The 26,157-nt window shown below is 26.5% G+C and carries 29 protein-coding genes; 22 read left to right on the forward strand and 7 right to left on the reverse strand.

Features of this window, described 5'->3' with window-relative positions; genetic code table 11:
• Nucleotides 1–65 precede the first annotated feature (65 nt).
• The 16 genes from OMES3154_RS02375 to OMES3154_RS02450 all read left to right on the forward strand — a co-directional run bounded on the left by OMES3154_RS02375 (nucleotide 66) and on the right by OMES3154_RS02450 (nucleotide 11,825).
• Nucleotides 66–209 carry a hypothetical protein gene (locus OMES3154_RS02375; RefSeq protein ID WP_156683205.1) on the forward strand — a complete coding sequence of 48 codons (144 nt, stop codon included), beginning with the start codon at nucleotides 66–68 and terminating at the stop codon, nucleotides 207–209.
• Entirely contained in the window at nucleotides 206–628 is a 423-nt protein-coding gene (locus OMES3154_RS02380; RefSeq protein ID WP_156683206.1) for a DUF3284 domain-containing protein, read from the forward strand. Before OMES3154_RS02375 ends, OMES3154_RS02380 begins: the two co-directional genes overlap by 4 nt.
• The gene (locus OMES3154_RS02385; RefSeq protein ID WP_156683207.1) at nucleotides 621–2,000 is read left to right on the forward strand and encodes a glycoside hydrolase family 1 protein; all 1,380 of its coding nucleotides are present in this window, start codon (nucleotides 621–623) and stop codon (nucleotides 1,998–2,000) included. The genes OMES3154_RS02380 and OMES3154_RS02385 overlap by 8 nt, the downstream gene beginning before the upstream one ends.
• Nucleotide 2,001: 1 nt before the next feature.
• Nucleotides 2,002–2,934 carry a type I phosphomannose isomerase catalytic subunit gene (locus OMES3154_RS02390; protein WP_156683208.1) on the forward strand — a complete coding sequence of 311 codons (933 nt, stop codon included), beginning with the start codon at nucleotides 2,002–2,004 and terminating at the stop codon, nucleotides 2,932–2,934.
• A 125-nt stretch (nucleotides 2,935–3,059) separates the two neighbouring features.
• Nucleotides 3,060–4,607, forward strand: coding sequence for a hypothetical protein (locus tag OMES3154_RS02395; RefSeq protein ID WP_156683209.1), 1,548 nt, complete (start codon nucleotides 3,060–3,062; stop codon nucleotides 4,605–4,607).
• 237 nt (nucleotides 4,608–4,844) lie between these two features.
• Nucleotides 4,845–5,378: a translation initiation factor IF-3 gene (infC, locus tag OMES3154_RS02400; RefSeq protein WP_197271468.1), complete on the forward strand. Its 534-nt coding sequence runs from the start codon at nucleotides 4,845–4,847 to the stop codon at nucleotides 5,376–5,378.
• 14 nt (nucleotides 5,379–5,392) lie between these two features.
• Nucleotides 5,393–5,599 carry a 50S ribosomal protein L35 gene (gene rpmI, locus OMES3154_RS02405; RefSeq protein ID WP_156683210.1) on the forward strand — a complete coding sequence of 69 codons (207 nt, stop codon included), beginning with the start codon at nucleotides 5,393–5,395 and terminating at the stop codon, nucleotides 5,597–5,599.
• A gap of 11 nt (nucleotides 5,600–5,610) precedes the next feature.
• Complete coding sequence (rplT, locus tag OMES3154_RS02410; protein ID WP_156683211.1) at nucleotides 5,611–5,961, forward strand: 50S ribosomal protein L20; 351 nt, start codon at nucleotides 5,611–5,613, stop codon at nucleotides 5,959–5,961.
• 27 nt (nucleotides 5,962–5,988) lie between these two features.
• Nucleotides 5,989–6,228: a type B 50S ribosomal protein L31 gene (locus OMES3154_RS02415; protein ID WP_156683212.1), complete on the forward strand. Its 240-nt coding sequence runs from the start codon at nucleotides 5,989–5,991 to the stop codon at nucleotides 6,226–6,228.
• A gap of 55 nt (nucleotides 6,229–6,283) precedes the next feature.
• Entirely contained in the window at nucleotides 6,284–6,907 is a 624-nt protein-coding gene (gene upp, locus OMES3154_RS02420; RefSeq protein ID WP_156683213.1) for a uracil phosphoribosyltransferase, read from the forward strand.
• A 9-nt stretch (nucleotides 6,908–6,916) separates the two neighbouring features.
• A complete protein-coding gene (gene tsaE, locus OMES3154_RS02425; RefSeq protein ID WP_156683214.1) occupies nucleotides 6,917–7,402 on the forward strand; it encodes a tRNA (adenosine(37)-N6)-threonylcarbamoyltransferase complex ATPase subunit type 1 TsaE in 486 nt (161 codons plus the stop codon).
• Nucleotides 7,371–8,048: a tRNA (adenosine(37)-N6)-threonylcarbamoyltransferase complex dimerization subunit type 1 TsaB gene (gene tsaB / locus OMES3154_RS02430; protein ID WP_156683215.1), complete on the forward strand. Its 678-nt coding sequence runs from the start codon at nucleotides 7,371–7,373 to the stop codon at nucleotides 8,046–8,048. The genes tsaE and tsaB overlap by 32 nt, the downstream gene beginning before the upstream one ends.
• Nucleotides 8,035–8,913, forward strand: a complete 879-nt coding sequence (ftsY, locus tag OMES3154_RS02435) for a signal recognition particle-docking protein FtsY (protein WP_156683216.1) — start codon at nucleotides 8,035–8,037, stop codon at nucleotides 8,911–8,913. Before tsaB ends, ftsY begins: the two co-directional genes overlap by 14 nt.
• 12 nt (nucleotides 8,914–8,925) lie before the next feature.
• Nucleotides 8,926–9,930 carry a phosphate acetyltransferase gene (gene pta, locus OMES3154_RS02440; protein ID WP_156683217.1) on the forward strand — a complete coding sequence of 335 codons (1,005 nt, stop codon included), beginning with the start codon at nucleotides 8,926–8,928 and terminating at the stop codon, nucleotides 9,928–9,930.
• A 1-nt stretch (nucleotide 9,931) separates the two neighbouring features.
• Nucleotides 9,932–11,134, forward strand: coding sequence for an acetate/propionate family kinase (locus tag OMES3154_RS02445; protein WP_156683218.1), 1,203 nt, complete (start codon nucleotides 9,932–9,934; stop codon nucleotides 11,132–11,134).
• 1 nt (nucleotide 11,135) lies between these two features.
• A complete protein-coding gene (locus tag OMES3154_RS02450) occupies nucleotides 11,136–11,825 on the forward strand; it encodes a TMEM164 family acyltransferase (protein ID WP_156683219.1) in 690 nt (229 codons plus the stop codon).
• 344 nt (nucleotides 11,826–12,169) lie between these two features.
• Here OMES3154_RS02450 and OMES3154_RS02455 read toward each other — a convergent pair whose 3' ends face one another.
• From OMES3154_RS02455 to OMES3154_RS02470, 4 genes are all read right to left on the reverse strand, one after another.
• Nucleotides 12,170–12,322: an AAA family ATPase gene (locus tag OMES3154_RS02455; protein ID WP_197271470.1), complete on the reverse strand. Its 153-nt coding sequence runs from the start codon at nucleotides 12,320–12,322 to the stop codon at nucleotides 12,170–12,172.
• Between the two features lie 11 nt (nucleotides 12,323–12,333).
• Nucleotides 12,334–12,693 carry a hypothetical protein gene (locus OMES3154_RS02460; protein WP_156683221.1) on the reverse strand — a complete coding sequence of 120 codons (360 nt, stop codon included), beginning with the start codon at nucleotides 12,691–12,693 and terminating at the stop codon, nucleotides 12,334–12,336.
• Between the two features lie 360 nt (nucleotides 12,694–13,053).
• On the reverse strand, nucleotides 13,054–13,740 hold the full coding sequence (locus OMES3154_RS02465) for a DDE-type integrase/transposase/recombinase (RefSeq protein WP_197271539.1): 687 nt from the start codon (nucleotides 13,738–13,740) through the stop codon (nucleotides 13,054–13,056).
• A gap of 27 nt (nucleotides 13,741–13,767) precedes the next feature.
• Nucleotides 13,768–14,565 carry a hypothetical protein gene (locus OMES3154_RS02470; protein ID WP_156683223.1) on the reverse strand — a complete coding sequence of 266 codons (798 nt, stop codon included), beginning with the start codon at nucleotides 14,563–14,565 and terminating at the stop codon, nucleotides 13,768–13,770.
• A gap of 177 nt (nucleotides 14,566–14,742) precedes the next feature.
• Here OMES3154_RS02470 and OMES3154_RS02475 point away from each other — a divergent pair, with 177 nt between their 5' ends.
• Nucleotides 14,743–16,776, forward strand: coding sequence for an OmpA family protein (locus tag OMES3154_RS02475; protein WP_156683224.1), 2,034 nt, complete (start codon nucleotides 14,743–14,745; stop codon nucleotides 16,774–16,776).
• 307 nt (nucleotides 16,777–17,083) lie between these two features.
• Here OMES3154_RS02475 and OMES3154_RS02480 read toward each other — a convergent pair whose 3' ends face one another.
• Complete coding sequence (locus OMES3154_RS02480) at nucleotides 17,084–18,661, reverse strand: DDE-type integrase/transposase/recombinase (RefSeq protein WP_156683225.1); 1,578 nt, start codon at nucleotides 18,659–18,661, stop codon at nucleotides 17,084–17,086.
• 179 nt (nucleotides 18,662–18,840) lie between these two features.
• Between OMES3154_RS02480 and OMES3154_RS02485 the strand changes: the two genes are divergently transcribed.
• Together OMES3154_RS02485 and OMES3154_RS02490 are read left to right on the forward strand one after the other, a co-directional pair.
• Complete coding sequence (locus OMES3154_RS02485) at nucleotides 18,841–20,043, forward strand: MFS transporter (protein ID WP_156683226.1); 1,203 nt, start codon at nucleotides 18,841–18,843, stop codon at nucleotides 20,041–20,043.
• 9 nt (nucleotides 20,044–20,052) lie between these two features.
• Complete coding sequence (locus OMES3154_RS02490) at nucleotides 20,053–21,228, forward strand: MFS transporter (protein ID WP_156683227.1); 1,176 nt, start codon at nucleotides 20,053–20,055, stop codon at nucleotides 21,226–21,228.
• Nucleotides 21,229–21,560: 332 nt separating this feature from the next.
• Here OMES3154_RS02490 and OMES3154_RS02495 read toward each other — a convergent pair whose 3' ends face one another.
• Together OMES3154_RS02495 and OMES3154_RS02500 are read right to left on the reverse strand one after the other, a co-directional pair.
• Nucleotides 21,561–22,247, reverse strand: coding sequence for a DDE-type integrase/transposase/recombinase (locus OMES3154_RS02495; protein ID WP_197271539.1), 687 nt, complete (start codon nucleotides 22,245–22,247; stop codon nucleotides 21,561–21,563).
• A gap of 27 nt (nucleotides 22,248–22,274) precedes the next feature.
• Entirely contained in the window at nucleotides 22,275–22,970 is a 696-nt protein-coding gene (locus tag OMES3154_RS02500; protein WP_156683228.1) for a hypothetical protein, read from the reverse strand.
• A gap of 130 nt (nucleotides 22,971–23,100) precedes the next feature.
• On the opposite strand from OMES3154_RS02500, the gene OMES3154_RS02505 reads away from it, so the two are divergent.
• The 3 genes from OMES3154_RS02505 to OMES3154_RS02515 are packed head-to-tail and all read left to right on the forward strand — an operon-like array spanning nucleotide 23,101 to nucleotide 26,157.
• Nucleotides 23,101–23,838 carry an HAD family hydrolase gene (locus OMES3154_RS02505; protein ID WP_156683229.1) on the forward strand — a complete coding sequence of 246 codons (738 nt, stop codon included), beginning with the start codon at nucleotides 23,101–23,103 and terminating at the stop codon, nucleotides 23,836–23,838.
• On the forward strand, nucleotides 23,839–25,431 hold the full coding sequence (locus OMES3154_RS02510) for an ABC-F family ATP-binding cassette domain-containing protein (RefSeq protein ID WP_156683230.1): 1,593 nt from the start codon (nucleotides 23,839–23,841) through the stop codon (nucleotides 25,429–25,431).
• Entirely contained in the window at nucleotides 25,432–26,157 is a 726-nt protein-coding gene (locus tag OMES3154_RS02515; protein ID WP_156683231.1) for a queuosine precursor transporter, read from the forward strand.

The raw sequence follows: 26,157 nt of genomic DNA on the forward strand, positions 1-26,157 counted from the left end.
AATGGGGACCTAGGTCCCCTTTAAAAATATAAAATAAAATGTTAGAATAAAAAAGAGGTGAAATTATGAAATCTTGGGGACTATTTTTTATAACTTTAGGAAGTTTAGGAATAATAACATACCCTATACATATGCAAAAAATCAATTTAGTTATGGCAGCTTTTTTTATTCTAATAGGTATTTATGTATATAGAGGAATGAAAAAATGAAGATAGAATATATATTAAAAGTTAGTGATGTAGAATTATACGATTTTTTTGTTAGTAATCTAAAACTTGATATGAATATTAAAGGCGATTTGTATAAGGGAATGATTATTAAGAAAAAAATTGATAAAAATAGAAAAATTAAAATTGAAGTAGTAGAGCTTGATATGAATAAAAAGTATTCGCTAAAATACGATACTAATAGAGGCATAAATATTGTAAGCTATAACATAGAGAAACTAGATGAGTATAAGACAAAATTAATATATGAGGAAAATTATCAAACAGATTCTGTTTTTAATAAGTCTAATTACTATATCTTAGGAATATTCTATTCTTTCTTTTTTAAAAGATCTAGAAAAAAAATATTTAAAGAAATAGAAAAATATATAATATCTAAAAGAGGTGAAAAAAATGATTAAATTTCCAAAAGACTTTTACTTTGGATCTTCTACAAGTGCTGAACAAAGCGAAGGAAGATTTGAAGGTGATAAAAAAGCATTAACAACTTGGGATAAATTTTATGAAGTAGATAAGTATAAGTTTTATGATTTAATAGGGCCTAGTAAGACAAGTTCTGTTTATAGAAGATATAAAGAAGATATAGACTTATACAAAAAAACAGGACATAGTGCATTTAGAACATCAATTTCATGGGCTAGACTAATTCCTGATGAAAGTGGAATTGTAAATGAAAAAGCAGTTGCTTTTTATAAAGACTATTTCACAAGATTAAAAGAAGAAAATATTGAAGTTATGGTTAATTTATTTCACTTTGACATGCCTTTATACTTAGAAGAAAAATATGGAGGATTTGTAAGTAAAGAAGTTGTGTATAAGTATGTAGAATATGCAAAAACTTGCTTTAGCCTATTTTCTGATATAGTTAAAATTTGGTTTACCTTTAATGAGCCCATTGTAAGTGTTGAGTGTGGATATTTACTACAATATCATTATCCTATGGAAGTAGATGCTAAAAAAGCAACACAAGTTGCATATAACATGCAATTAGCAAGTTCAATGGCAACAAAAGAATTTCATAAAATAGTAAAAGACGGTAAAATAGGAATTATACTAAATTTAACACCAGCATACCCTAGATCAAATAATAAGTATGATATAAAAGCAGCTAATATTGCAGAACTATTTGCAAGTAAATCATTTTTAGATCCAAGCGTTTTAGGTAAGTATCCAGATGAACTTATAAATATATGCAAAAAACATGATATTTTGCCAGAATATACAAATGATGAGTTAGAGATTATAGAAAATAATACAGTAGATATTTTAGGTATAAACTATTATCAACCATTAAGAGTATCAGCTAAAGCTAATATGCCAAATCCTGAAGCAGAATTTATGCCAAGCTACTATTATGACCCATATATTATGCCAGGTAGAAGAATAAATAAATATCGTGGTTGGGAAATATATCCAGAAGGAATATATGATATAGCTATGAATATTAAGAAAAACTATAATAATATTCCATATATAATAAGTGAAAATGGTATGGGTGTAGAAGACGAAAAAAGATTTAAAAAAGATGGTATAATACAAGATGATTATAGAATTGAATTTTTCAAAGAACATTTAGAATACTTACACAAGGGTATTAAAGAAGGAAGTAATTGTTTTGGATATCTAGTTTGGACTGGAATAGATTGTTGGTCATGGCTTAATTCATATAAAAATAGATATGGATTAATCGAATTGGATTTAGAAACTTCTAATAGAATTATTAAAAAATCAGGATACTGGTTTAATGAATTAAATAAGAATAAAGGATTTTAAGATGAGTAATAAGTTAATATTTTTAACACCTTTTATGAGAGAAATAATATGGGGTGGAGATAAGATAAAAAAAGAGTTTATGTATGAAACAAAAAGCGATAAAATAGGAGAAGCCTGGATAGTTAGTGCAAATGAAAATGGTATGAGTTATGTTAAAGATGGAGAGTTTAAAGGTTTAAGCTTAAAAGAACTTTATGAAAAAAACAAAAACCTATTTGGAAACACTACTACAAAAGATTTCCCATTATTAGTTAAGTATATAGATGCTAAAGATGATTTAAGCGTTCAAGTACACCCTGATGATAATTATGCAAGAAAAGTTGAAGGGCCTACATTTAATGGTAAAAGTGAGGCTTGGTATATATTAGAAACAGAAAAAGATACACAAATTGAAATTGGGCATAACGCTAAATCAAAAGAAGAATTAAGAAAATTAGTGGAAGAAAAAAAATGGGACGAGTTACTATCATTTAGAGATGTTAAAAAAGGAGATTTTTTTGATATAGCTCCAGGTACTGTACATGCTATAAAAAAAGGAACTCTTTTATTAGAAGTACAACAAAATAGTGATATTACATATAGATTTTATGATTATGACAGAATGCAAAATGGTAAATTAAGAGAACTTCATATAGATAAAAGTATAGATGTTACAAATTGCCCTCATGTTGAAGATAATAGTACGAGAAAAAAATATGAAGATTATGAACTACTAGTAGATAATCCATATTTTAAAATGAAAAAATATGAAGTAAATGATAAAGTAAGAATAGAAAATACTGAAAACTTTGTAATAATAGCAGTATTAAGTGGAGAAGGTAAAATAAATGAAACTATCATAAAAAAAGGAGATAACTTCATTATTCCATATGGTTATAAAGATATTGAATTTACTGGAAAATTAGAGTTCATGTATATAGTTTCAAATAAGTAAAAAAATGATTGACAAAGTAAAACAAAAGTTGTAAAATCTCTTAAAAATAGAAACACATAAAAACGGTAACATAAAATAAAAAATAAAGGAAAGGAGAGTATGATATATATCATACAAGTAAAATTATGAAAAAATTAAAAAATATAGCATTGATTTTAGCTCTTATGTTCTCAGTAGTTCAAGTGAGTGTGGCGGAGGCGCAAGAAGGCCTCCCTGTAAAAACTGAATGGAAAGAAACTTTAACAAAAAAACAAATAGAAGAATTTAGCAAATTGTATGAAATATCTAAAAAAACTTTTGAGGAATTTGAACCTGATATAAAAGAAACAATAGCTGCAACAAAGAAGCTAAAAGTTTTGTTGGAAAAAATTAAAGGGTATAAGCAAAATGCAATTGATAAATCAAAAGTGAGTGGTTGGGAGCAAGATAAAAATACATTTAATGAAGAATATGCTGAAACAAGTGCTTCTAAAATATTAGAAAAAATTACGGAGTTAGAGACTAAATATGATAATGTTAGAGCATATACTGATTATGAAACAAAAGTTCAAGAAAAAATTGATAAAATCAAGGACATGAATAAAATTTTAGACGAACTAAGAAAAAAATTTATTACTAATGTAGATATTACTGACTTTAAAGACGACAAAAAGACAAATGAAAAATTAAAAGAACTAGATATGCTGATAGAAAAAATTAAGCCGATAGATGAATTGGCAAAAAATATTTATGAGATTGTGGGACATAAAAATTATAATAGCATAGAGGAAAAAAAGAGGGGACGACTAGAGGAATATTTAACTTCCTTAGAAGATATGGGATTACAAAATATTAGAAATGCTAAATATTTAATACCAATAACTGAATTAGTAAAAGAATTAAATGATATACTTGGAATACCAAATAAAGAAAAGAATGATGAACTAAAAGAGGAAACTAAAAAAGTAATAGATGTAGAGGCTATATTAAATGATGCTAAGGTTATATACGTAGATGACATGCAAATTAGTAAGTATTTAGATAAGAATATACATCTTGAATTTTCAGTAAGTCAAGCAGATATTAAGAAGGTAAAAGATGCATACAAAGTGTTTTCTCAATTTGAATTAGCTTATACACAAAATTTACCAAAAGAATTTAAGCTAGGAGCATTTGGTGGATATTCAATATTTGATGGTGCATATTATGCAGGGCTTGTTGGTTCATGGAAGGATTTACAACTAGGTATTAGATATAGAGGTGTAAATTTAAATGAAAAATATACTAATATAGTAGAGGCTAAAGCAAAATATGTACATAAATTTAAAGTATCAGAAATGGTAAATGTTTCTGTATTTGGTAGTGGATTAGTTAGACATAACTTTAAAACAAAATATGATAATAACTTATACTTAAAAGCAAATACAAGTGGACAAGTAAAAGCAGGAGCTAATTTAGGTGTTCTAATTAAAAATGTAGAATTAGATGTAAATAATGATATAGCATGGAATATAAATAATAAAGCAACAATAACAAATGATAAAGTTGAAAAATCAAAAGACTTTTCTAAATTTGTTTACACATTTGGCTTAGGTGCTAAATACAATTTAAAAGGATTTGTAGTATCAGCTTCAGTTAATATTAAATCTAATTTAGATTACAATGCTAGTTTAGGATTAGGTTATAAATTTTAATTAAAAAAAGTGTATGCCAAATAATTTGTTTGGCATACGCTAAAAAAAGTTTGACAAAATACTTGATATAGTGTAAAATTACATTGTATTTGTGAAGAAGAAATTTTGATTTCTCACCTTTCCATTTTAAATGAGTCAGGTTTTATTATAATTGCAAGGCGAAAGCTTAATTTTTTTTGTGATGTAATAATTTGAGAAACAAGATTAATGTCTTGTTTTTTTTAATAGTAATAGGAGGTGTTCTGTATAAAAGCAGTAAACAAGTCTGACAATGTCAGAATAAATGAACAAATAAGATCGAAAGAGGTAAGAGTAATACTAGATGATGGTGAAGCATTAGGTCTTATGAGTATTAAAGAAGCTTTAGAAGTTGCAAATGAAAAGGGATTAGATTTAGTTGAAGTATCACCTAATGCTAAGCCACCAGTTTGTAAGGTAATGAATTATAGTAAATATAAATATGAAAAAGCTAAAAAAGAAAAAGAAAATAAAAAGAAACAAAAAAATGTGGTAATTAAAGAAATAAGAATTAAGCCACATATTGACACTAATGATATGGAAACTAAGAAAAAACAAATAACTAAGTTTTTAGAAAAAGAAAATAAGGTTAAAATTAGTTTAAGATTATCAGGACGTGAGAAGTTACATATAGAATCTGCTATTAAAGTTTTAGATGACATCGCAAGCTATTTTGAAGAAGCAGCGCTTGTTGAGAAAAAATATGGAAAAGAACAAATGCAAAAATATATAATGATAACACCTAAAAAATAAAGGAGGAAACAATTATGCCAAAAATGAAAACACATAAAGGTGCAAAGAAAAGAATTAAAGTAACTGGATCAGGAAAGTTCGCTATTAGACATTCAGGTAAAAGTCATATCTTAACTAAAAAGACTCATAAGAGAAAGAAACACTTAGGTGAAGATTACATACTAAGAGATGGACAAGCTAAAAAAGTTGCAAAACTATTAGTTGTTAGTCAAGGAAGATAGGAGGATAGAATATGGCAAGAGTAAAAACTGGAATAGTTAGAAGAAAAAGACATAAAAAAGTATTAAAAGAAGCTAAAGGATATAAAGGAACAAGAAAAACTAACTTTAAAAAGGCTAATGAAGCAGTTAGAAGAGCAATGGCGTTCTCTACTGAACATAGAAAATTAAAGAAAAGAACAATGAGAGAGTTATGGATAATAAGAATAAATGCTGCATCTAGAGCAAATGGATTATCTTACTCTAAATTCATGAATGGATTAAAGAAATTAGAAATAGAATTAGACAGAAAAGTATTAGCTGATTTAGCAGTTAACAACTCAGTAGAATTTAAAGCATTAGTAGATAAAGTTAAGGCTTTATAATTACGGTATAATAGAAAGGAGCCTAGAATGAAAAAAGGAATACACCCTAACTACAGATTAGTAGTTGTAGAAGACTTAAGTAACGGAGAAAAGTTTTTAACAAAATCAACTAAACAAACAAAAGAAACTACTGTATATGAAGGAGTTGAATACCCAGTAATTAAAGTTGCTATTACTTCAACATCTCACCCATTTTATACAGGTAAATCTAAATTTGTTGATGAAACAGGTAGAGTTGATAAATTTAAGAAAAAATATAATTTATAGTATAATGCAGAGGTTTATTTTTCTCTGCTTTTTTTAAAATATTAAAGGAGGAACTATGCAAATATTTGAATTTAATCACCCGCTAATACAACATAAGCTATCTATTTTAAGAAATGAAAATACAGATACAAAGTTATTTAGAGAAAGTTTAACAGAAATAACATCGCTTATGATTTATGAAGCAACAAAGGATTTAAAATTAAAGCTTATAGAAACTAAAACACCTATTACAATTGCTAAGACAAAGGTTTTAGACGAACCAGTAACTATTGTCCCTATATTAAGAGCAGGTCTTGGTATGGTTGATGCTATGTTAGATGTAATACCAACAGCAAAAGTTGGGCATTTAGGTGTATATAGAGATGAAAAAACATTTAAGCCTCATTATTATTATGCAAAAATGCCTACAAATGTAGCTGAAAGTAAAGTAATAATAACTGATCCAATGTTAGCAACTGGCGGATCTATAATATATACTATAGATTATCTAAAAAAATTAGGTGTTAAAAATATAACAGTAATGTGTATAATAGCTGCACCAGAAGGTATAAAAAATATTGAAGAAAAACATTCAGATATTTCTTTATACGTTGCATCAATTGATGAAAAATTAAATGATCATAAATACATAGTTCCAGGTCTAGGAGACGCAGGAGACAGAATTTTTGGTACAAAATAAGGAAAAAGTATGCTTTTAAATAAAACAGAATTAAGCTTTGAAAAATTTAATGAATTAGTAGAAAATTTTTCAAAAAGAATTTTAGAAAATAAAAAAAATAGTATATGTATTGGCTTAATAGGGGACTTAGGTACTGGTAAAACAGCTTTTTCTAAAAAGCTTTTATCATCATTAGGAGTTACAGAATATGTAAAAAGTCCTACTTTTACTTATTTAATTGAATATAACATAGATGGTATAGACATATACCATTTTGATGTTTACCGTATTTCAAATGAAGATGAGCTATATAACATAGGATTTTATGACTATATAGATAATAATAATTCATTGGTACTAGTAGAGTGGGCTAACTTAATATTAGATGAAATGCCAAAAAATACAATATACTTTGAAATAGAACATAGTAAAGAAAATACAAGAATATATAGTAGCTATATAATTGATAAAGGAGAAAAAATATATGTTGATGTTTACAATTACAAGTTCGACTAAGTTAGCTAGTTTAAGTTTATTTGATGAAAATAATATGTTAGCTAATATAAATGTTAATGTAAGAAAAACACATTCAACTAATATATTAGATGAATTAGAAAAACTTTATGAATGGAGTGATACTAAAATATCAGATACAACTGACGTAATAATTTCAGTAGGGCCAGGTTCTTTTACTGGAGTTAGAATTGCGATGAGTTTAATTAAAGGCTTATTTACATTAGATAAAAGTGTAAATATATATACAGTATCTGATTTAGATGCACTAGTATTTAATAATAGAGATAGAGCTAGTATTATAGTAGCTGGAATTGATTCTAGAAAAGGCAAAATATATGCAAGTGTTACTAAAAATAACGAAAAATTATTAGCTGACGGTGTATATAATATAGATGAAGTAATAGAATATGTAAATAAATATGATGATACCGTCTTATTTACAGGAGATATATATGTAAATTACAGAGAAAAAATAGCTCACAAGAATTTAGTAGTATTAGATGAAACTTGCAGCTATATTGATTCCAAGGTATACTATAATATGTACAAAAAAGGCTTACTAATAAAGGGGAATATAGATAAAATAGTGCCTGATTATTTAGAAAAATCTCAGGCAGAAAAGGAATATAATAATGGCAATTCTTAAAGCAAAAGAAGGTTTTTTTAAAAAATTAAAACATTTTTTTATATCAAAACCAATAGACGATGACTTATATGAAGAATTAGAAGAACTTTTAATAAGTTCTGATATGGGAGTAGAGTTAAGTGTTGAGATTATAGAAGAACTAGAATCTAGAAAATATAAAAATAGTCAAGATGTATATGATGCATTAGAAGAAATTTTAATATCAAAACTAGAAAGCGTTGAAAATAATTTGTTACACATAGAGAAAAACAAGCTTAATATCATATTTGTAATTGGAGTAAATGGAGTAGGAAAAACTACTTCTATTGGAAAGATTGCAAATCAATTAAAAAATGAAGGATATAAGCTTGTATTAGGTGCAGCAGATACATTTCGTGCAGCAGCAATTGATCAATTAAATGAATGGGCAAATAGAGTAAATTGTAAAATGATTAGCCATAATAAAGGGACAGACCCTGCAGCTGTTGTATATGATACAATATCATATGCTACAAAAGAAAATGTAGATATAGCTATAATTGATACGGCAGGAAGATTACAAAATAAGAAAAATCTTATGGAAGAATTAAGAAAAATTAGTAGTATTATTGAGGAAAAAGCAAAAGATGCAAATAAGGAAACTTTACTTGTAATTGATGCTACTACTGGACAAAATGGGTTAAATCAAGCTAAAATATTTAATGAGATAACAAAAATTGATGGAATTATTTTAACTAAGTATGATGGTACAGCAAAAGGTGGAATAATTTTCCCAATTATATCTGAACTAAAAAAACCTATAAAATATATAGGTGTAGGGGAAGGTATAAATGATTTAAAACCTTTTTGTGCAAAATCATTTGTTAAAGAAATTTTTGAAAAATAGGAGTGGATTGAAGTGTCTAGAGATTTAATTAAAGAATTTAAACAAGAGTTATTAAAAAATGTAAAAAAAGTAGTTTTACCAGAAACACAAGATGAAAGAGTATTAAGAGCAGCTGCTCAAATACAAAAAGAAAAGTTTGCAAAGGTAATTTTAGTAGGTAATGTTGATAAAATAACTAAAGATGCAAATAAGTTTGGAATAGATATTAGTGAAGCTGAAATAATAGATCCTATGACTTATGAAAAAACAGAAGAATTTGCACAAATTTTTGCAAAAATGAGAGAGAAAAAAGGTTTAACTTATGAAAAGGCATTAGAAATAATGAGAACAGATGAAAGATATTTTGGAGCTATGTTAGTTAAACAAGGTATAGCTAGTGGAATGGTAGCTGGTAGTATATCACCAACAGCTTGGGTATTAAGAGCAGCTATACAAGTAATAGGACCAAAACCAGGACTTAAAACAGTATCAAGTTCATTCATTATGATTCTAAAAAATGAGGATTTAGGTGAAAATGGTGTAATGGTATTCTCTGATTCAGCAGTTATACCAGACCCAACTCCAGAACAATTAGCTGATATTGCAATAGAAGCAGTTAATAAGGCTAAAACAATAGCTAAGATAAAAGAACCAAAAGTTGCTTTATTAAGTTATTCAACTAAAGGTAGTGCTGGAGGAATGTGTGTAGATAAAATTACAGAAGCAAAAAGAATTCTAGATGAAAGACAAGTAGATTTCCTTTATGATGGAGAATTACAATTAGACGCTGCAATAGTTCCAAGTGTAGCTGAGTTAAAAGCAAAAGACTCAAAAGTAGCAGGATCAGCTAATGTACTTATCTTCCCTAACCTAAGTGCTGGTAATATTGGGTATAAATTAGTTCAAAGATTTGCAGGAGCAACTGCACTAGGACCATTTATTCAAGGATTAGCAAAACCAGTTCATGATTTATCTCGTGGATGTAGTGTAGAAGATATAGTATCAATAGTAGCAGTTACTGCAATAGAAGGAGAATAGAATGAAAATATTAGTTATAAATAGTGGAAGTTCATCATTAAAATTTGAAGTGATAGATACATCTACAAAACAAACATTAGTAAATGGTATATGTGAACGTATAGGAATATCAGATCAATTATTTACATATAAGAACAAGGTTAATTCTTATGTTGAAAAAGAAACAAAAGTTAGTATGCCTACACATAAAGATGCAATAGATCATTTATTAAAAGTATTAACAGATGAAAAAATTGGTGTAATAAAAAGCATAGAAGAATTAGATGCAATAGGACATAGAGTAGTTCAAGGTGGAGAATACTTTGATGATGCTGTAATAGTAGATGAAGATGTAATAGCTAAAATTGAAGAATTAGCAAGTTTAGCACCACTTCATAATCCTGCAAATGTTATGGGTATAAAATTAATGAGAGAGTTATTACCAAATACTCCAAATGTAGCAGTATTTGACACAGCTTTCCATAGAACTATGCCAGATTACGCATTTAGATATCCTTTACCTCATGAAGACTATAAAAAGTATAAGGTAAGAAAATATGGAGCACATGGAACAAGTCATAAATATGTAAGTTCTTATGTAAAAGATTTATTAAATAAAGAAGATAGTAAAATAATAGTGTGTCATTTAGGAAATGGAGCTAGTATATCAGCAGTAAGAGATGGAAAAGTTGTAGATACTTCAATGGGCTTAACTCCATTAGGTGGTATAATGATGGGAACTCGTTGTGGTGATATGGATCCAGCAGTTGCGTTATACTTAATGCAAAAAAGAGAATTAACTGCTTCTGAGATGGATACAAGATTAAATAAGACATCTGGATTAAAAGCAATATTTGAAAAAAGTTCAGACTTTAGAGATATCTTAAAGGGTATGGAAGAAAATGACGAAAAAGCTTTCTTAGCATTTAATATGTTCTGTTACAGAGTCAGAAACTTTATAGGTTCATACATATTAGCATTAAATGGTATTGATGCTATCGTATTTACTGGTGGAATAGGTGAAAATGTTGCTAAGGTAAGAAGAAAAGTTTGTGAAAACTTAGAATTCTTAGGAATAAAAATGGATACTGAAAAAAATGAAATAAGAGTAGATGGAACAGCTGATTATACAGCAGCTGACTCAAAAGTTAAAATATTAAAAGTTGAAACTAAAGAAGAATTAATGATAGCCCTTGATACAGAAAGATTAGTTAAGGGGGAATAACTTGGAAAAAGTATACTATATGGCGAGCTTTAACTCAAATCATATAAATTCTATGTTAACAGCTTGGATTATAACACTATTTCTATTAGTTTTAGCAATAGTATTTAACAAAAGAAAATATGCTACATTCTTAGGATATTTTATACTGTTATCAAAAATAGCTGATATAGTAATAAGAGTATTTTTAGAAAAAATTAAGGTAGATGGAGTGTATTCGCAAGCAGTGGATGCACTACCATTTCACATGTGTAATATATTAATAATATTATCTGGTATTTATTTAATAACAAAGAATAAATATTTATACGGTATAATTGTAACTTGGATTTTTGCTCCAATATTAGTTATGTTCATACCATCTAATTTTACATATATAACATGGTATTATCCAATAGTATTTTATCTAACACATACTATGATAATAATGACAGCAATATACGGTTTTGTATATTTTAAACAAAGACTATCTTTTAAAATGTATTTAGTATCAGTTGTTGTATTGTTATTAGCATTTACAAACGCATATTTTGTAAATAATAAGTTGAAAACAAACTTTTTCTTTACACATGATTATGTAATGCCGGTAATATCAAAATACTTATCATTAAAAGTATATAGAATAGCATATATTATAGCAAATATAATAGGAGTAACAGCTACATATTCATTAGCAAGAAAATTAAGAAAATAACACAGCTACTTAGTTGTGTTTTTTTAATTCTAATACTAAAAAAGTGTTAAGGTCTATTTGATATAGCTTTAAGCTTTTGATATAACATAGTTTTAAAATAATAATGTAGTTGTGAAAAGGTAATTTATGAATATTAATTTAGAATTAAAACAAATGAAATAAAAAAAGAAGTTATTGCTTTTGCTATCTATAAGGGATTCGATAAAACCTGATGTTAAAGTTAATATAGAAAATGTAGATGTTAAGAGGTACAATGCGACCTTATTTCATTGCAGAAAATACTGAATTTTTAGTAAGTTCTGTAACTCCAGCTAATACTGCAAAATGTAAATTTCTATTCCCTTTTAATGCTCTACCAAAAATGTTCTATAAAATGAAATAACTTTATCAATATCTTCATGATTTAACATTTCTAAAACAAAGCTATCATATTCATCTATTAAAACAATAGGTTCTATTTTGTAGGTATAATAGTATAAGTCTATGAAATATGACAATAGATCTTGAACTATATTAGCTGTTGGTTCATCTTTTTAATATCTAATAATTCTTTTTTTGTAATATCATCTATATTAGAGTTTAATAAAAAACTACGAATTTCCCTCCTGAAAATCTTTACAACACTTCTTAGCATAGAATTAAAATCAGTAACACTAGGATTTTTAAAATCCAAATATATGATAGGTCTTGTGATTAGTACAACTTCTTTTTCTCTAATTCCATTCTTATCTATTAACTCATCAATTATCATTGTTTTATCTATATAGAAAGTGTCATTATAAATCTTTTGTATATGCATACCAGTTTTAAAACTTATATCTATCACCCTAACTAATTCCTCTCTACCATATTTTAATATATTATACAATAAAAATTTTTTTAGTCATATATATTTATTGTGTATACCTTTTATTGTATTTTGGTAAAACAATAATTATTTTTCTTTATAAAAATTAAGTATATAATTTAAAAAAATGTTTGTTTAAATTTATTGCTATTTTTTTTTTGACAAATTTGTTAATCGATGTAAAATATAAAGCAAGATAGAATTTTTTAATTAAGGGGTAATGGAAAGTAGTGAATGAAAAAATCATGAAAATTTACGAAAGAAAGCCCATTACAAAAAAAATATTTACTTAAATCTAAATAGAGTAACAATTTAGAAAAAAGTAAATACTACAAAAAGACCAATTTTCAAATTGGGAATAGGACAATTAAAATAAAATATTTAAGAACTTAATTTAAGTCTAATATGGTCAAAAACTAAAGCATATCTAGAAGGCATATTTAGATTACTGATATTAGTTTTAATATCTAAAAAATCTAGGCTATTTCTAAACTCACCGTTTTTACGACGCATATAGTTAAAGTAGAACATCCAAAGTTCAAAGGAATGTCTAGCACCACTGATATTGAAATATCCAGTTGTGATACGGTAAGATTCTTTGTAAACTCTATTAAGTCTTTCAATTTTTTGTTTAGCAATACGAGTTTTACTATCTTCACCATCATGTATTTCTAAACCTTTAACAGCTGTATGGCGAATGGTAATTCCTAACTCTTTTTGAATAAATTGAAGAGCCATAGGATAAGCAGTAAATTTATCAGACATAACAAAAAGTTCTTTTGGTTTTTCTTTGTATTTTTCAATAAGTTTAAGAAAAACAACAGCACAAGCATTAAAATCTCTTTTTTCATAGATATGGTAAGATACTATGTTTTCATATTTTAAATCATATAATATCCAAACATAATGCTTTTTACCTTTGATTTTGATATAAGTTTCATCGCCAACTATTTGATTAGAAATATTGTTTGTAGGCATTTGGTTAATAGAATAAATCAAAGAAGAAGCCATTTTACAGTAGGTATTAACTGTTGTATGTGTAATATCTATACCATATAAATCTTTAATAGCAGCTGCTGTATCTCTATTAGAAAGTTAAAAGATTTTAGAATTAAAATTTCTAAATATAAAATTTCTTTTAGGTATATCAGTTTTACTAGAATCAATAAATTTAAAAACATCATTTATTGAAGTTTTAATATCACGATAAATATACGAGATTTTATCTTGATTCTTTAATGAACCGTGAGTTTTAATGATTTCTTCTTTAGCTTTAATTCTAAAAGGGCATTTTTTGTTTTTACAACAATATACATCGAATGCAGACCTAGATACTCTAAAACTAAGAGTTTTATAGCAGTAAGGACACGCAAAAACTAGGTTTTGGTCATCTGATAAATCAGATATTTTAATCTTTTGAGATTCGCTAAAGATAAAAGTTTTAAGACATAACTTACATCTTTTTTGAGTTTTGGTATGTAAATAGTGCCATTCTTTAGTAGAAGAACAGTTAGGACATATTTGGTCAGGATTAGGGAAATTAGGCTTTAAATAAGCCTTAGAATGCTTAAATTTACCATTAGCAAGTATCTCTTTGTAATTAAGAGATGGAGTGCTAACAATAGGAGTTTTAATAGCTTCTTTATCAACTTTAAAGTATTCGTAAACAGGAGATCTAGAAGTTTCATCAGTAGGTTCAACATAAGTACCATTTAATTTTTTAATTTGATTAGATAATTTAATAGATGTTACTTTATCTTCTAGTTCTTTAATAAGATTTGTTTTATGCATAACAATATCTTTTAATGAATTAATTTGATTATTTAGATTTAAAATAATATTTGAATAAATAAGTTCTTGAATATTGTTAGTAAAATTTACTCTAATTGACACGTGATATCACCCTTTCTTGGTTGTTTTTAGCGATTCAATTATACAGGAAAATGGGAGGTATAACAATTTTTTTTAAAAGTGGTATAACCCAATGAAATCAATATATAAATTAAAATATATACATATAAAAAGTACTGTATACTTTACAGTACCTTTTAAAAAAAAGAGGTGGAAGTTATGAAACAAAAAAATTTTTTATTTTATTTTATTGCTATTTTATTTGCAGTACAACAAATAGGATATAGCAAAAATTTAGAAAACAAGGCAACTGGAATAAGTGCTTTACTTATTAATGGAGAGGATATAGAGAACACTGAAAAAGAATTTAAAAGTGAAGCTACAGGTGCTGGAAGTGTTGCAGTTGGTTCTTATAATAAAGCAACAGCAAAAAATGCTTCAGCACTAGGTTATTTTAATAAAGCAACAGCAAAAAGTTCAAGTGCTGTTGGTAGTGTCAATACAGTAGCAAAGAAATTCTCTACTGCAGTGGGTGCATTTAATATTGTTGAAGGAATAAAGAGTCAAACAGTTGGGTATCTTAATTATAGTAGTGGTTATGGTAGTATAGTTTATGGAAATCAAAATAATAGAGAATTCAAAAAAAATTACGGAATTAATGGAGAAATTAAAACTGGTGATTTTAGTATGGCTTTTGGTATAGGTAATAATAATGCTGGTGAAGACTCTTTAACATTAGGTCATGGAAATTATGCTATGGGATTTAAATCTTTAGCAATAGGGTACAGCTCAATTTCTGAAGGTCAGGGTAGTACAGTAATAGGAGAAAGAGCATATATTTTGGAAGATACAAATGATGCAATAGCCTTTGGGAATTACTCAAAGACAGCTGTGAATGATGGCGTAGCAATTGGAAGTTATTCATTAGCAGAAACAGATAAGAATACATATGGATATAATCCTAAATTAGGAAGAGTAATGAATGATTCAGATTTATCCCAAAAAGGAGAATATGAAAAAAAATATAAAGCAGAGAAAAATGCAAAAAATGATAGTGATAAGGCAGCTATAGCTGCAGAGAAAAAATTATTAGAATATAAAACTGAAAAATGGACGACTAAAGAAGAAGGGGAAAAAATTATTGGTGAATATGTAAAGTTAAATAATGAGGCTTTAGAAAAAATAAAAATTTGGAAAAAAGATAGAAAAGAATTAAGTGATGTAAGCGGGCCTTGGAAATCTACAGCTGGTGCATTTTCAGTTGGTAATTCTGAACTTGGAATAATACGTCAAATTACAGGAGTTTCAGCAGGTACAAAACTTACTGATGCAGTTAATTTGGCTCAACTTAAAGCTTGGAGTCCAACTTTCTATAATAATGGTAGAGCAAGTAATGGGAATTTATCAGGTGATGAAATTACAGGACTTGATGATTTTGGTAAACTTGGAATATATTTTGGTGAGGGGTTAAAAGCTGAAAATGTAGGAAAAGGCTTATTAATAAGTCTAGATGAGAATTCAGGTCGTATAAGTAAAAAAAATATTGATGATAGTGTAAAAAAACTTTCATCAGGGATAGCAAGTTCTTATGCTATTGCAACAATACCTCAAGTTACTTATGATAGGTTGTTTAGTATAGGGGCAGGAACAGGTTTATATAATGGAAAAGGTGCTTTTGCTATAGGGATATCAGGTCAAAATAGGGATAGAAACTTTGTATATAAGGCTAGTGTTTCAATTGGAGAAAAAGCTAATATTGGAATAGCTGCAGGTATTAATTTATCATTAGGTAAAATAAAAAAAGAAGAAACTAAAGTAGTTGAAGTAGTAAAAGAAAATCCAATTAATAATAAACTTATTGAAAGAATAGAAGCGCTAGAAAAAGAAGTTTTAAAACTTAAAGAAAAAGAAAGTATAAGTTATACAATAGATAACTTTGTTTTAGATAGTGATAAAATAACAGGAGAACAAACTGTAAAGTTAAAAGAAATTGTAGAAGTAGTTAATAGTAAATTTACTAATAAGACAATTGTAATAATAGGATATACAGATATTAGACATAATGAAGAGTATAATTTAGATTTGGGTATGAGAAGAGCAAGAGAAGCTAAAAAAGCCTTGATTGAATTAGGACTATCAAATGATGTTAATATTATACTAAAATCTTATGGATATAATGAAAGAGTTGAAGGAGACTATGGAAAACAAAGAAGAGTTGAAATTTTAATAAATGATATTAATTCGTATAGATAATTATTTGATAGAGAGAGTCTATAATTTTAAAAATAAAGATTATAGGCTTTTTTTAGTTTTTTTTGTTAAAATAACTAAAAAAAAAATAAATTTTTTATTGATAAAATTCTTTTTCGGCATATAACATATTGAAAACTATTTTGGTAATGGAAAGTAGTGAATGAAAAAATTATGAAAATTTACGAAAGAAAGCCCATTACAAAAAAAATATTTACTTAAATCTAAATAGATTAACAATTTAGAAAAAAGTAAATACTACAAAAAGACAAATTTTCAAATTGGGAATAGTACAATTAAAATAAAATATTTAAGAACTTAATTTAAGTCTAATATGGTCAAAAACTAAAGCATATCTAGAAGGCATATTTAGATTACTGATATTAGTTTTAATATCTAAAAAATCTAGGCTATTTCTAAACTCACCGTTTTTACGACGCATATAGTTAAAGTAGAACATCCAAAGTTCAAAGGAATGTCTAGCACCACTGATATTGAAATATCCAGTTGTGATACGGTAAGATTCTTTGTAAACTCTATTAAGTCTTTCAATTTTTTGTTTAGCAATACGAGTTTTACTATCTTCACCATCATGTATTTCTAAACCTTTAACAGCTGTATGGCGAATGGTAATTCCTAACTCTTTTTGAATAAATTGAAGAGCCATAGGATAAGCAGTAAATTTATCAGACATAACAAAAAGTTCTTTTGGTTTTTCTTTGTATTTTTCAATAAGTTTAAGAAAAACAACAGCACAAGCATTAAAATCTCTTTTTTCAGAGATATGGTAAGATACTATGTTTTCATATTTTAAATCATATAATATCCAAACATAATGCTTTTTACCTTTGATTTTGATATAAGTTTCATCACCAACAATTTGATTAGAAATATTGTTTGTAGGCATTTGGTTAATAGAATAAATCAAAGAAGAAGCCATTTTACAGTAGGTATTAACTGTTTTATGTGTAATATCTATACCATATAAATCTTTCATAGCAGCTGCTGTATCTCTATTAGAAAGTTTTAGATTAACTTTAAAGTAAATTACTTTAGAAAAGATTTTAGAATTAAAATTTCTAAATATAAAATTTCTTTTAGGTATATCAGTTTTACTAGAATCAATAAATTTAAAAACATCATTTATTGAAGTTTTAATATCACGATAAATATACGAGATTTTATCTTGATTCTTTAATGAACCGTGAGTTTTAATGATTTCTTCTTTAGCTTTAATTCTAAAAGGGCATTTTTTGTTTTTACAACAATATACATCGAATGCAGACCTAGATACTCTAAAACTAAGAGTTTTATAGCAGTAAGGACACGCAAAAACTAGGTTTTGGTCATCTGATAAATCAGATATTTTAATCTTTTGAGATTCGCTAAAGATAAAAGTTTTAAGACATAACTTACATCTTTTTTGAGTTTTGGTATGTAAATAGTGCCATTCTTTAGTAGAAGAACAGTTAGGACATATTTGGTCAGGATTAGGGAAATTAGGCTTTAAATAAGCCTTAGAATGCTTAAATTTACCATTAGCAAGTATCTCTTTGTAATTAAGAGATGGAGTGCTAACAATAGGAGTTTTAATAGCTTCTTTATCAACTTTAAAGTATTCGTAAACAGGAGATCTAGAAGTTTCATCAGTAGGTTCAACATAAGTACCATTTAGTTTTTTAATTTGATTAGATAATTCTTTATTTTTTCTTTTTTGATAATTTAAAGATTTTTTAATAGATGTTACTTTATCTTCTAGTTCTTTAATAAGATTTGTTTTATGCATAACAATATCTTTTAATGAATTAATTTGATTATTTAGATTTAAAATAGAATTTGAATAAATAAGGTCTTGAATATTGTTAGTAAAATTTGCTATAATTGACACGTGATATCACCCTTTCTTGGTTGTGTTTTGCGATTCAATTATACAGGAAAATGGGAGGTATCACAATTTTTTTTGAAAAAAAGTGATATAGCCCAATAAAATCAATATATAAATTAAAATATATAAATAAAAAAGGACTGTATAGTTTACAGTACCCTATATAAAAAAGGAGACGAACAATGGAATTTTTAAATAAAAATTATATCTTATTATTACTAAGTCAGTTACTTAATACATTTTCAGGTTTATTTTTTAATGTTGTAATAATTATCTTAGTATATAATAAGACAAATTCTGTAAGTAATTCAACGCTTGTTCTTATTATAACTACCATAGCTGCAATAATTAGTGGAATATTTAATAGTTTTTATATAGATGATATTTCGTACAAAAAAATAATGTTTTTTGCAAATTTAATTAATGGAATTTCATTACTCTTATTTATGTTATTTATAAAATATAACGGTATAAATTTAATGTATATATATTTATTAACCTTTATTTTAAGTTTTGTTAATGGAGCATATAGTCCTAGTAGATTAGCAACAGTAGCACTTATAGTAAAAAAAGATTTATTAGTTAAAGCAAATGGTATTTTTGTTTCTATAATTCAAATAATGCAAACTACCGGTTGGATTATTGCCTTTCCAATAACAGATTTATTAGGAGTAGATTATTCCATATTATTTGTATCTATTTGCTATATTCTATCATCTTTTTCTATTTTAGGGATGAATATGCAAAAGAGTAAAAATATAAATAAGAAAAATGTATTTAGTATAAAAAAAATAACTGATGGAATAGAACCGTTTTTTGAACATAAACTTCTAAAATCAATTACTATTATGGATATTATAGAAAATTTTGCAAATGTAATATGGATGCCAACATTTTTATTAGCTTTTACAACAAAAATTTTAAATGCTAGTGAAAATTGGTGGGGTTATCAAGGGTCAGCATTTTTTTTAGGTTTAATATTAGGAGGAATATTAGTATCTAAATATTCTTATATAGTAGATAATTCTACAAGAAAATCTCTTATTTATTCATCATTTTTAGTATTTTGTATAACTTTAGTATATGTATTCAATAAAAATGTTTATTATGCTACTTTTTTATCTTTTTTAATAGGAATACCAGCTCAACTTAGAAATGTTTTACAAGAAAGCCTAATTCAAAAATCAACAGATAGTAAAGTAATAGCAAGAGTATTTTCTTTTAGAGACATTTTATTACAGGTGACTTACTTAATTTCTCTTTTTATAGCTAGTAGAATAGCAGATAAATATGGGATTAAGAGTGTATTTATTTATGGAACAATAGTATATTTAATTACAACTTTGTTCGCAACTATATCGCCAAGTATAAGAAAATATAGGTAAGGAGAAGAAATGAAAGAAAAATTAAATAAAAATATTTATAGAAACTATATTTTTTGGTTTTTAATAAATTTTAGTTTAACTCATGCTGTTTGGGTTTTATATTTAACATCAAAAGGTTTTTCTTTGTTTCAAATAGGAATAATGGAAACAATATATCATATAACATCGTTTACTATGGAGATCCCAACAGGAGCTATTGCTGATATATATGGAAGAAAAACATCAAGAACTTTAGGAAGAGTATTAAATTTAGTAAGCTTACTTTTAATGTTATTTAGTAATAATATTTTAGTTATAGCTATAAGTTTTGTTTTTAGTGCATTAGGTAATAACTTAGAATCAGGAGCTGGAGAAGCTTTAGTCTATGATAGTTTAAAAGAATTAAAAAAAGAAGCAGAGTATATTAAAATACAATCAAATAGTGAAATGATACTGCAAGTTACAAGAGCAGTATCGCTACTATTAGGAGGGTATTTGGCAAATATTTCATATAATTTAACTTATAAAATAGCAGCATTTGTAACCTTAATATCAATTTTACAGAGTATGACATTTACAGAACCTAGTATAGGAAAAGTAGATAGAGAAATTAACATCTATAAAACTTTTAAAAAGCAATTTATAGATAGTGTTAGTGTAGTTAAAAATGATACAAGAATTAGCGTAATAATAATTTGTATAGAATTAGTTGCCTCATTTGCAATAACAAGTTTTTACTATAGTCAAAATCTGCTAAAATTTGAAGGATATAATAATTTCGAAATAGGAATAGTTCTAGCAGCTATAGGCGTTTTAACAGGTATTTTAGTAGTATTTACATCTAAATTAGAAGAAAAATTTGGAATAAGAAATTTATTATTATTCTTACCATTTATAAATGTAATAGGATTTATTCTAATATCTATAAGTAGTCTAACAATTTTAGGAATGTTTATAGTAAATATTAATGAAAGCGCAATGTTTGTAGTATCGAGTAATTACTTAAATACACTAATACCTAGTAAGCAAAGAGCAACTGTTCTATCTTTTCAAAGTATGTTTTTTAGTTTAGCAATGATTATATTTTTCCCAGTAGTAGGAAAAATTGGAGATATATTTAGCTTAAATATTTCATATCAATTCTTAGCATTAGTAGCATTTGTAATACAAATACTATTTATTAATTTAATAAAGAAAAAAATTTAAAATAGTTGTACATGAAGAAGGCAAGGTAAAACTTGTTTTTTTTTATATATTTAAAAAGTATATGATATATTTTAAACTAAAATTTATAAATATTTTAGAATCAAATTTCCTTAATTATTTGGAAAAAGTTGTAATGGAAAAAATTTAAAATGAAGATACAATTATATCGGTAATGGAAAGTAGTGAATGAAAAAATCATGAAAATTTACGAAAGAAAGCCCAATACAAAAAAATATTTACTTAAATCTAAATAGATTAACAATTTAGAAAAAAGTAAATACTACAAAAAGACCAATTTTCAAATTGGGAATAGGACAATTAAAATAAAATATTTAAGAACTTAATTTAAGTCTAATATGGTCAAAAACTAAAGCATATCTAGAAGGCATATTTAGATTACTGATATTAGTTTTAATATCTAAAAAATCTAGGCTATTTCTAAACTCACCGTTTTTACGACGCATATAGTTAAAGTAGAACATCCAAAGTTCAAAGGAATGTCTAGCACCACTGATATTGAAATATCCAGTTGTGATACGGTAAGATTCTTTGTAAACTCTATTAAGTCTTTCAATTTTTTGTTTAGCAATACGAGTTTTACTATCTTCACCATCATGTATTTCTAAACCTTTAACAGCTGTATGGCGAATGGTAATTCCTAACTCTTTTTGAATAAATTGAAGAGCCATAGGATAAGCAGTAAATTTATCAGACATAACAAAAAGTTCTTTTGGTTTTTCTTTGTATTTTTCAATAAGTTTAAGAAAAACAACAGCACAAGCATTAAAATCTCTTTTTTCATAGATATGGTAAGATACTATGTTTTCATATTTTAAATCATATAATATCCAAACATAATGCTTTTTACCTTTGATTTTGATATAAGTTTCATCGCCAACTATTTGATTAGAAATATTGTTTGTAGGCATTTGGTTAATAGAATAAATCAAAGAAGAAGCCATTTTACAGTAGGTATTAACTGTTGTATGTGTAATATCTATACCATATAAATCTTTAATAGCAGCTGCTGTATCTCTATTAGAAAGTTAAAAGATTTTAGAATTAAAATTTCTAAATATAAAATTTCTTTTAGGTATATCAGTTTTACTAGAATCAATAAATTTAAAAACATCATTTATTGAAGTTTTAATATCACGATAAATATACGAGATTTTATCTTGATTCTTTAATGAACCGTGAGTTTTAATGATTTCTTCTTTAGCTTTAATTCTAAAAGGGCATTTTTTGTTTTTACAACAATATACATCGAATGCAGACCTAGATACTCTAAAACTAAGAGTTTTATAGCAGTAAGGACACGCAAAAACTAGGTTTTGGTCATCTGATAAATCAGATATTTTAATCTTTTGAGATTCGCTAAAGATAAAAGTTTTAAGACATAACTTACATCTTTTTTGAGTTTTGGTATGTAAATAGTGCCATTCTTTAGTAGAAGAACAGTTAGGACATATTTGGTCAGGATTAGGGAAATTAGGCTTTAAATAAGCCTTAGAATGCTTAAATTTACCATTAGCAAGTATCTCTTTGTAATTAAGAGATGGAGTGCTAACAATAGGAGTTTTAATAGCTTCTTTATCAACTTTAAAGTATTCGTAAACAGGAGATCTAGAAGTTTCATCAGTAGGTTCAACATAAGTACCATTTAATTTTTTAATTTGATTAGATAATTTAATAGATGTTACTTTATCTTCTAGTTCTTTAATAAGATTTGTTTTATGCATAACAATATCTTTTAATGAATTAATTTGATTATTTAGATTTAAAATAATATTTGAATAAATAAGTACAGGTATGCATTTCCACCCTTTATTTTTACCACCATATATGCTAAAATATTTTGAGGTGATTTTTATGGCGAATATTGCTGCGTTTTTTGATATAGATGGAACAATTTTTAGAAATTCATTACTTATTGAACATTTTAAAATGTTAATTACATATAAGTTCATAAAATATGAAGCATTTAGTGGCTCAGTCGAAGAAAAATTTAATAAATGGGCTAAAAGAGAAGGTGACTATGATGATTATCTAGAACCACTTACAAAGCATTATGTAAATGGATTAATGGAATTAGATGAGGCAGATGTAAACTATGTAGCTCAAAGAGTAATTGATTTAAAATGGGAAAATCAGTATAGATATGCTAAAAAAATGCTTAAGTTTCATAAAGACAGAAATGATAAAATTGTCATAATATCAGGGAGTCCTGACTTTTTAGTCTCAAAAATGGCAGAAAAATTAGGAATAGAATATTTTTATGCTAGTGAATATGTAGTAGAAAATAATAAATATACTGGCGAAGTTATTCCTATGTGGGATAGTAAAAGTAAACAAGAAGCAATTAAAAATTTCTGTGAAAAATACGATATAGATTTAAGTAATTCATATGCTTATGGTGACACAAAAGGAGACTACTCTATGTTTAAATTAGTAGGGCATCCTATTGCATTAAATCCTGCTAAAAATTTAATTGATAAAATAGTAGAAGATAAGGATTTAATGGAAAAAATACAAATTAAAGTAGAAAGAAAAAATGTCATATACACCTTAAAAGCAAGTGAATTAGAATATAATAAAGGAGAGGATTAGATGATACAAACAAGTAATTTATCAGTACAGTTTGGAGGTAGAAAATTATTTGAAGATGTAAATGTTAAGTTTACAAGTGGTAATTGCTACGGAATAATAGGTGCAAACGGTGCTGGGAAATCAACATTTCTAAAAGTTCTAACTAAAGAAATAGAATCAACTACTGGTGAAGTAATTATTGATAAGAAAAAAAGATTATCTTTTTTAAAACAAAACCACTTTGCTCATGAAAATGATGTAGTTTTAGATGTTGTAATAATGGGGCATAAAAGACTTTATGAAGTAATTAAAGAAAGAGAAACTCTATATGCTAAATCAGAATTTACTGAAGAAGATGGAATGTTAGCAGCTGAATTAGAAGGTGAATTTGCTGAATTAGATGGTTGGGACGCTGAAACTAATGCTGAAAAAATATTATTAGGTTTAGGAATAGAAGTAGAAAAACATACAAAACTAATGAGTGATTTAATAGAAGCAGACAAGGTTAAGGTTTTATTAGCTCAAGCTTTATTTGGGAATCCAGATATCTTACTATTAGACGAGCCCACAAATGGACTTGATTTAAATGCCACAACTTGGCTTGAAAATTTTTTAATGGATTTAGAAGATACAACAGTATTAGTAGTATCACATGATAGACACTTTTTAAATAAGGTGTGTACACATATAGCAGATATTGATTATGGTAAGATTAAAATTTATGTAGGAAACTATAATTTCTGGTATGAATCAAGTCAACTGATGCAAGAATTAATGAGAAACCAAAATAAAAAAATAGAGCAAAAAAGAAAAGAGTTACAAGACTTTATAGCTAGATTTAGTGCAAATGCAAGTAAATCAAAACAAGCAACAAGTAGAAAAAAACAATTAGAAAAATTACAATTAGAAGATTTAGAAGTATCTAATAGAAAATATCCTTGGATAGACTTTAAACCAGACAGAGAAGCAGGGAATAACTTATTATCTGTTTCTAATATATCTAAAACTATAAATGGTAAAAAAGTATTAAATGATGTTAGTTTTACTATAAACACAAATGATAAGGTAATATTTATTAGTGAAAACGACTTAGCTATAACAACGCTATTTAAAATTTTAAGTGGTGAGTTAGAGCCTGATTCAGGGTCATATACATTTGGAGTAACAACTAGTACTTCATATTTTCCAAAAGATAATTCTGAATACTTTGAAGGAGTTGACTTAAATTTAATTGATTGGTTAAGACAATATTCAAAAGATGAACATGAAGAATACATACGTTCATATTTAGGAAGAATGCTATTTTCAGGAGAAGAAGCTAAGAAAATGGCAAATGTTTTAAGTGGTGGAGAAAAAGTTAGATGTATGTTATCTAAGATGATGTTAAGTGGAGCTAATGTATTAATTATGGATAATCCAACAGATCATTTGGATCTAGAGTCAATAACATCACTAAATAAGGCATTAATGAGATTTAATGGAACAATTCTATTTACAACAAAAGATCATGAGTTTAATGAAACAGTGTCTAATAAAATAATAGATATTAAAGAAGACAGAGTAATAGAAAAATTATCTACATACGATGAGTACATTTTTGGGGAGGATAAATAGATGAAAGATATATTTTTTAGAAATGAGTTTATTTGGTTAGCATATGTATTAGTGAACTACATATTTATATTATTAGCATACAAAAGATGGGGGAAATTAGGACTTATGATATTTGTTCCATTGTCAGTAGTAATAGCAAATATTCAAGTTAATAAACTAATAGTGTTATTTGGAATAGAAGCAACTATGGGGAATATAGCATATGCAAGTATATCAACAATAGAAGATATATTATCAGAAAACTATGGTAAAAAATATGCTAAAACGGTAGTTTCTATTGGATTTGTAACAATGATATTTACAACTTTAGTTATGAATATTGCAATTTTAATGAATCCTGCAAGTTTTGATACAATACAACCAGCATTAAAAGCATTATTTACACCATTATTTAGACTTACTATAGCTTCACTTACAGCTTATGTTGCATCAACATACTTAGATATTTATTTATACCAAGCTATAAGAAAAGTATTTCCTAGTTTTAAAAACATATGGATAAGAAACAACCTAAGTACATTTTTAAGTCAATTATTAGATAGTATAGTATTTACAACTATTGCATTTTTAGGTGTATTTGACATGAGTACTTTAATTCAAATAGTTATATCAACTTACTTAATTAAGGTAATAGTTTCTGTTTTAGATACTCCATTTGTATATATAGCAGCATGGTGGAAAAAACAAGGTAAAATAAGAGAAATAGACGAAATACAGGAGGGATAG

Origin of the sequence: Oceanivirga miroungae (assembly GCF_902505095.1) — a bacterium.
In the GTDB taxonomy this organism is placed as follows: Bacteria; Fusobacteriota; Fusobacteriia; order Fusobacteriales; family Leptotrichiaceae; genus Oceanivirga; species Oceanivirga miroungae.

Bases quoted from the DNA above. Each gene is read 5' to 3' on its own strand.
- OMES3154_RS02375 (WP_156683205.1), top strand. From the start codon at position 66: ATGAAATCTTGGGGACTATTTTTTATAACTTTAGGAAGTTTAGGAATA.
- OMES3154_RS02380 (WP_156683206.1), top strand. From the start codon at position 206: ATGAAGATAGAATATATATTAAAAGTTAGTGATGTAGAATTATACGAT.
- OMES3154_RS02385 (WP_156683207.1), top strand. From the start codon at position 621: ATGATTAAATTTCCAAAAGACTTTTACTTTGGATCTTCTACAAGTGCT.
- OMES3154_RS02390 (WP_156683208.1), top strand. From the start codon at position 2,002: ATGAGTAATAAGTTAATATTTTTAACACCTTTTATGAGAGAAATAATA.
- OMES3154_RS02395 (WP_156683209.1), top strand. From the start codon at position 3,060: ATGAAAAAATTAAAAAATATAGCATTGATTTTAGCTCTTATGTTCTCA.
- rpmI (WP_156683210.1), top strand. From the start codon at position 5,393: ATGCCAAAAATGAAAACACATAAAGGTGCAAAGAAAAGAATTAAAGTA.
- rplT (WP_156683211.1), top strand. From the start codon at position 5,611: ATGGCAAGAGTAAAAACTGGAATAGTTAGAAGAAAAAGACATAAAAAA.
- OMES3154_RS02415 (WP_156683212.1), top strand. From the start codon at position 5,989: ATGAAAAAAGGAATACACCCTAACTACAGATTAGTAGTTGTAGAAGAC.
- upp (WP_156683213.1), top strand. From the start codon at position 6,284: ATGCAAATATTTGAATTTAATCACCCGCTAATACAACATAAGCTATCT.
- tsaE (WP_156683214.1), top strand. From the start codon at position 6,917: ATGCTTTTAAATAAAACAGAATTAAGCTTTGAAAAATTTAATGAATTA.
- tsaB (WP_156683215.1), top strand. From the start codon at position 7,371: ATGTTGATGTTTACAATTACAAGTTCGACTAAGTTAGCTAGTTTAAGT.
- ftsY (WP_156683216.1), top strand. From the start codon at position 8,035: ATGGCAATTCTTAAAGCAAAAGAAGGTTTTTTTAAAAAATTAAAACAT.
- OMES3154_RS02445 (WP_156683218.1), top strand. From the start codon at position 9,932: ATGAAAATATTAGTTATAAATAGTGGAAGTTCATCATTAAAATTTGAA.
- OMES3154_RS02475 (WP_156683224.1), top strand. From the start codon at position 14,743: ATGAAACAAAAAAATTTTTTATTTTATTTTATTGCTATTTTATTTGCA.
- OMES3154_RS02485 (WP_156683226.1), top strand. From the start codon at position 18,841: ATGGAATTTTTAAATAAAAATTATATCTTATTATTACTAAGTCAGTTA.
- OMES3154_RS02490 (WP_156683227.1), top strand. From the start codon at position 20,053: ATGAAAGAAAAATTAAATAAAAATATTTATAGAAACTATATTTTTTGG.
- OMES3154_RS02500 (WP_156683228.1), bottom strand. From the start codon at position 22,970: ATGCATAAAACAAATCTTATTAAAGAACTAGAAGATAAAGTAACATCT.
- OMES3154_RS02505 (WP_156683229.1), top strand. From the start codon at position 23,101: ATGGCGAATATTGCTGCGTTTTTTGATATAGATGGAACAATTTTTAGA.
- OMES3154_RS02510 (WP_156683230.1), top strand. From the start codon at position 23,839: ATGATACAAACAAGTAATTTATCAGTACAGTTTGGAGGTAGAAAATTA.
- OMES3154_RS02515 (WP_156683231.1), top strand. From the start codon at position 25,432: ATGAAAGATATATTTTTTAGAAATGAGTTTATTTGGTTAGCATATGTA.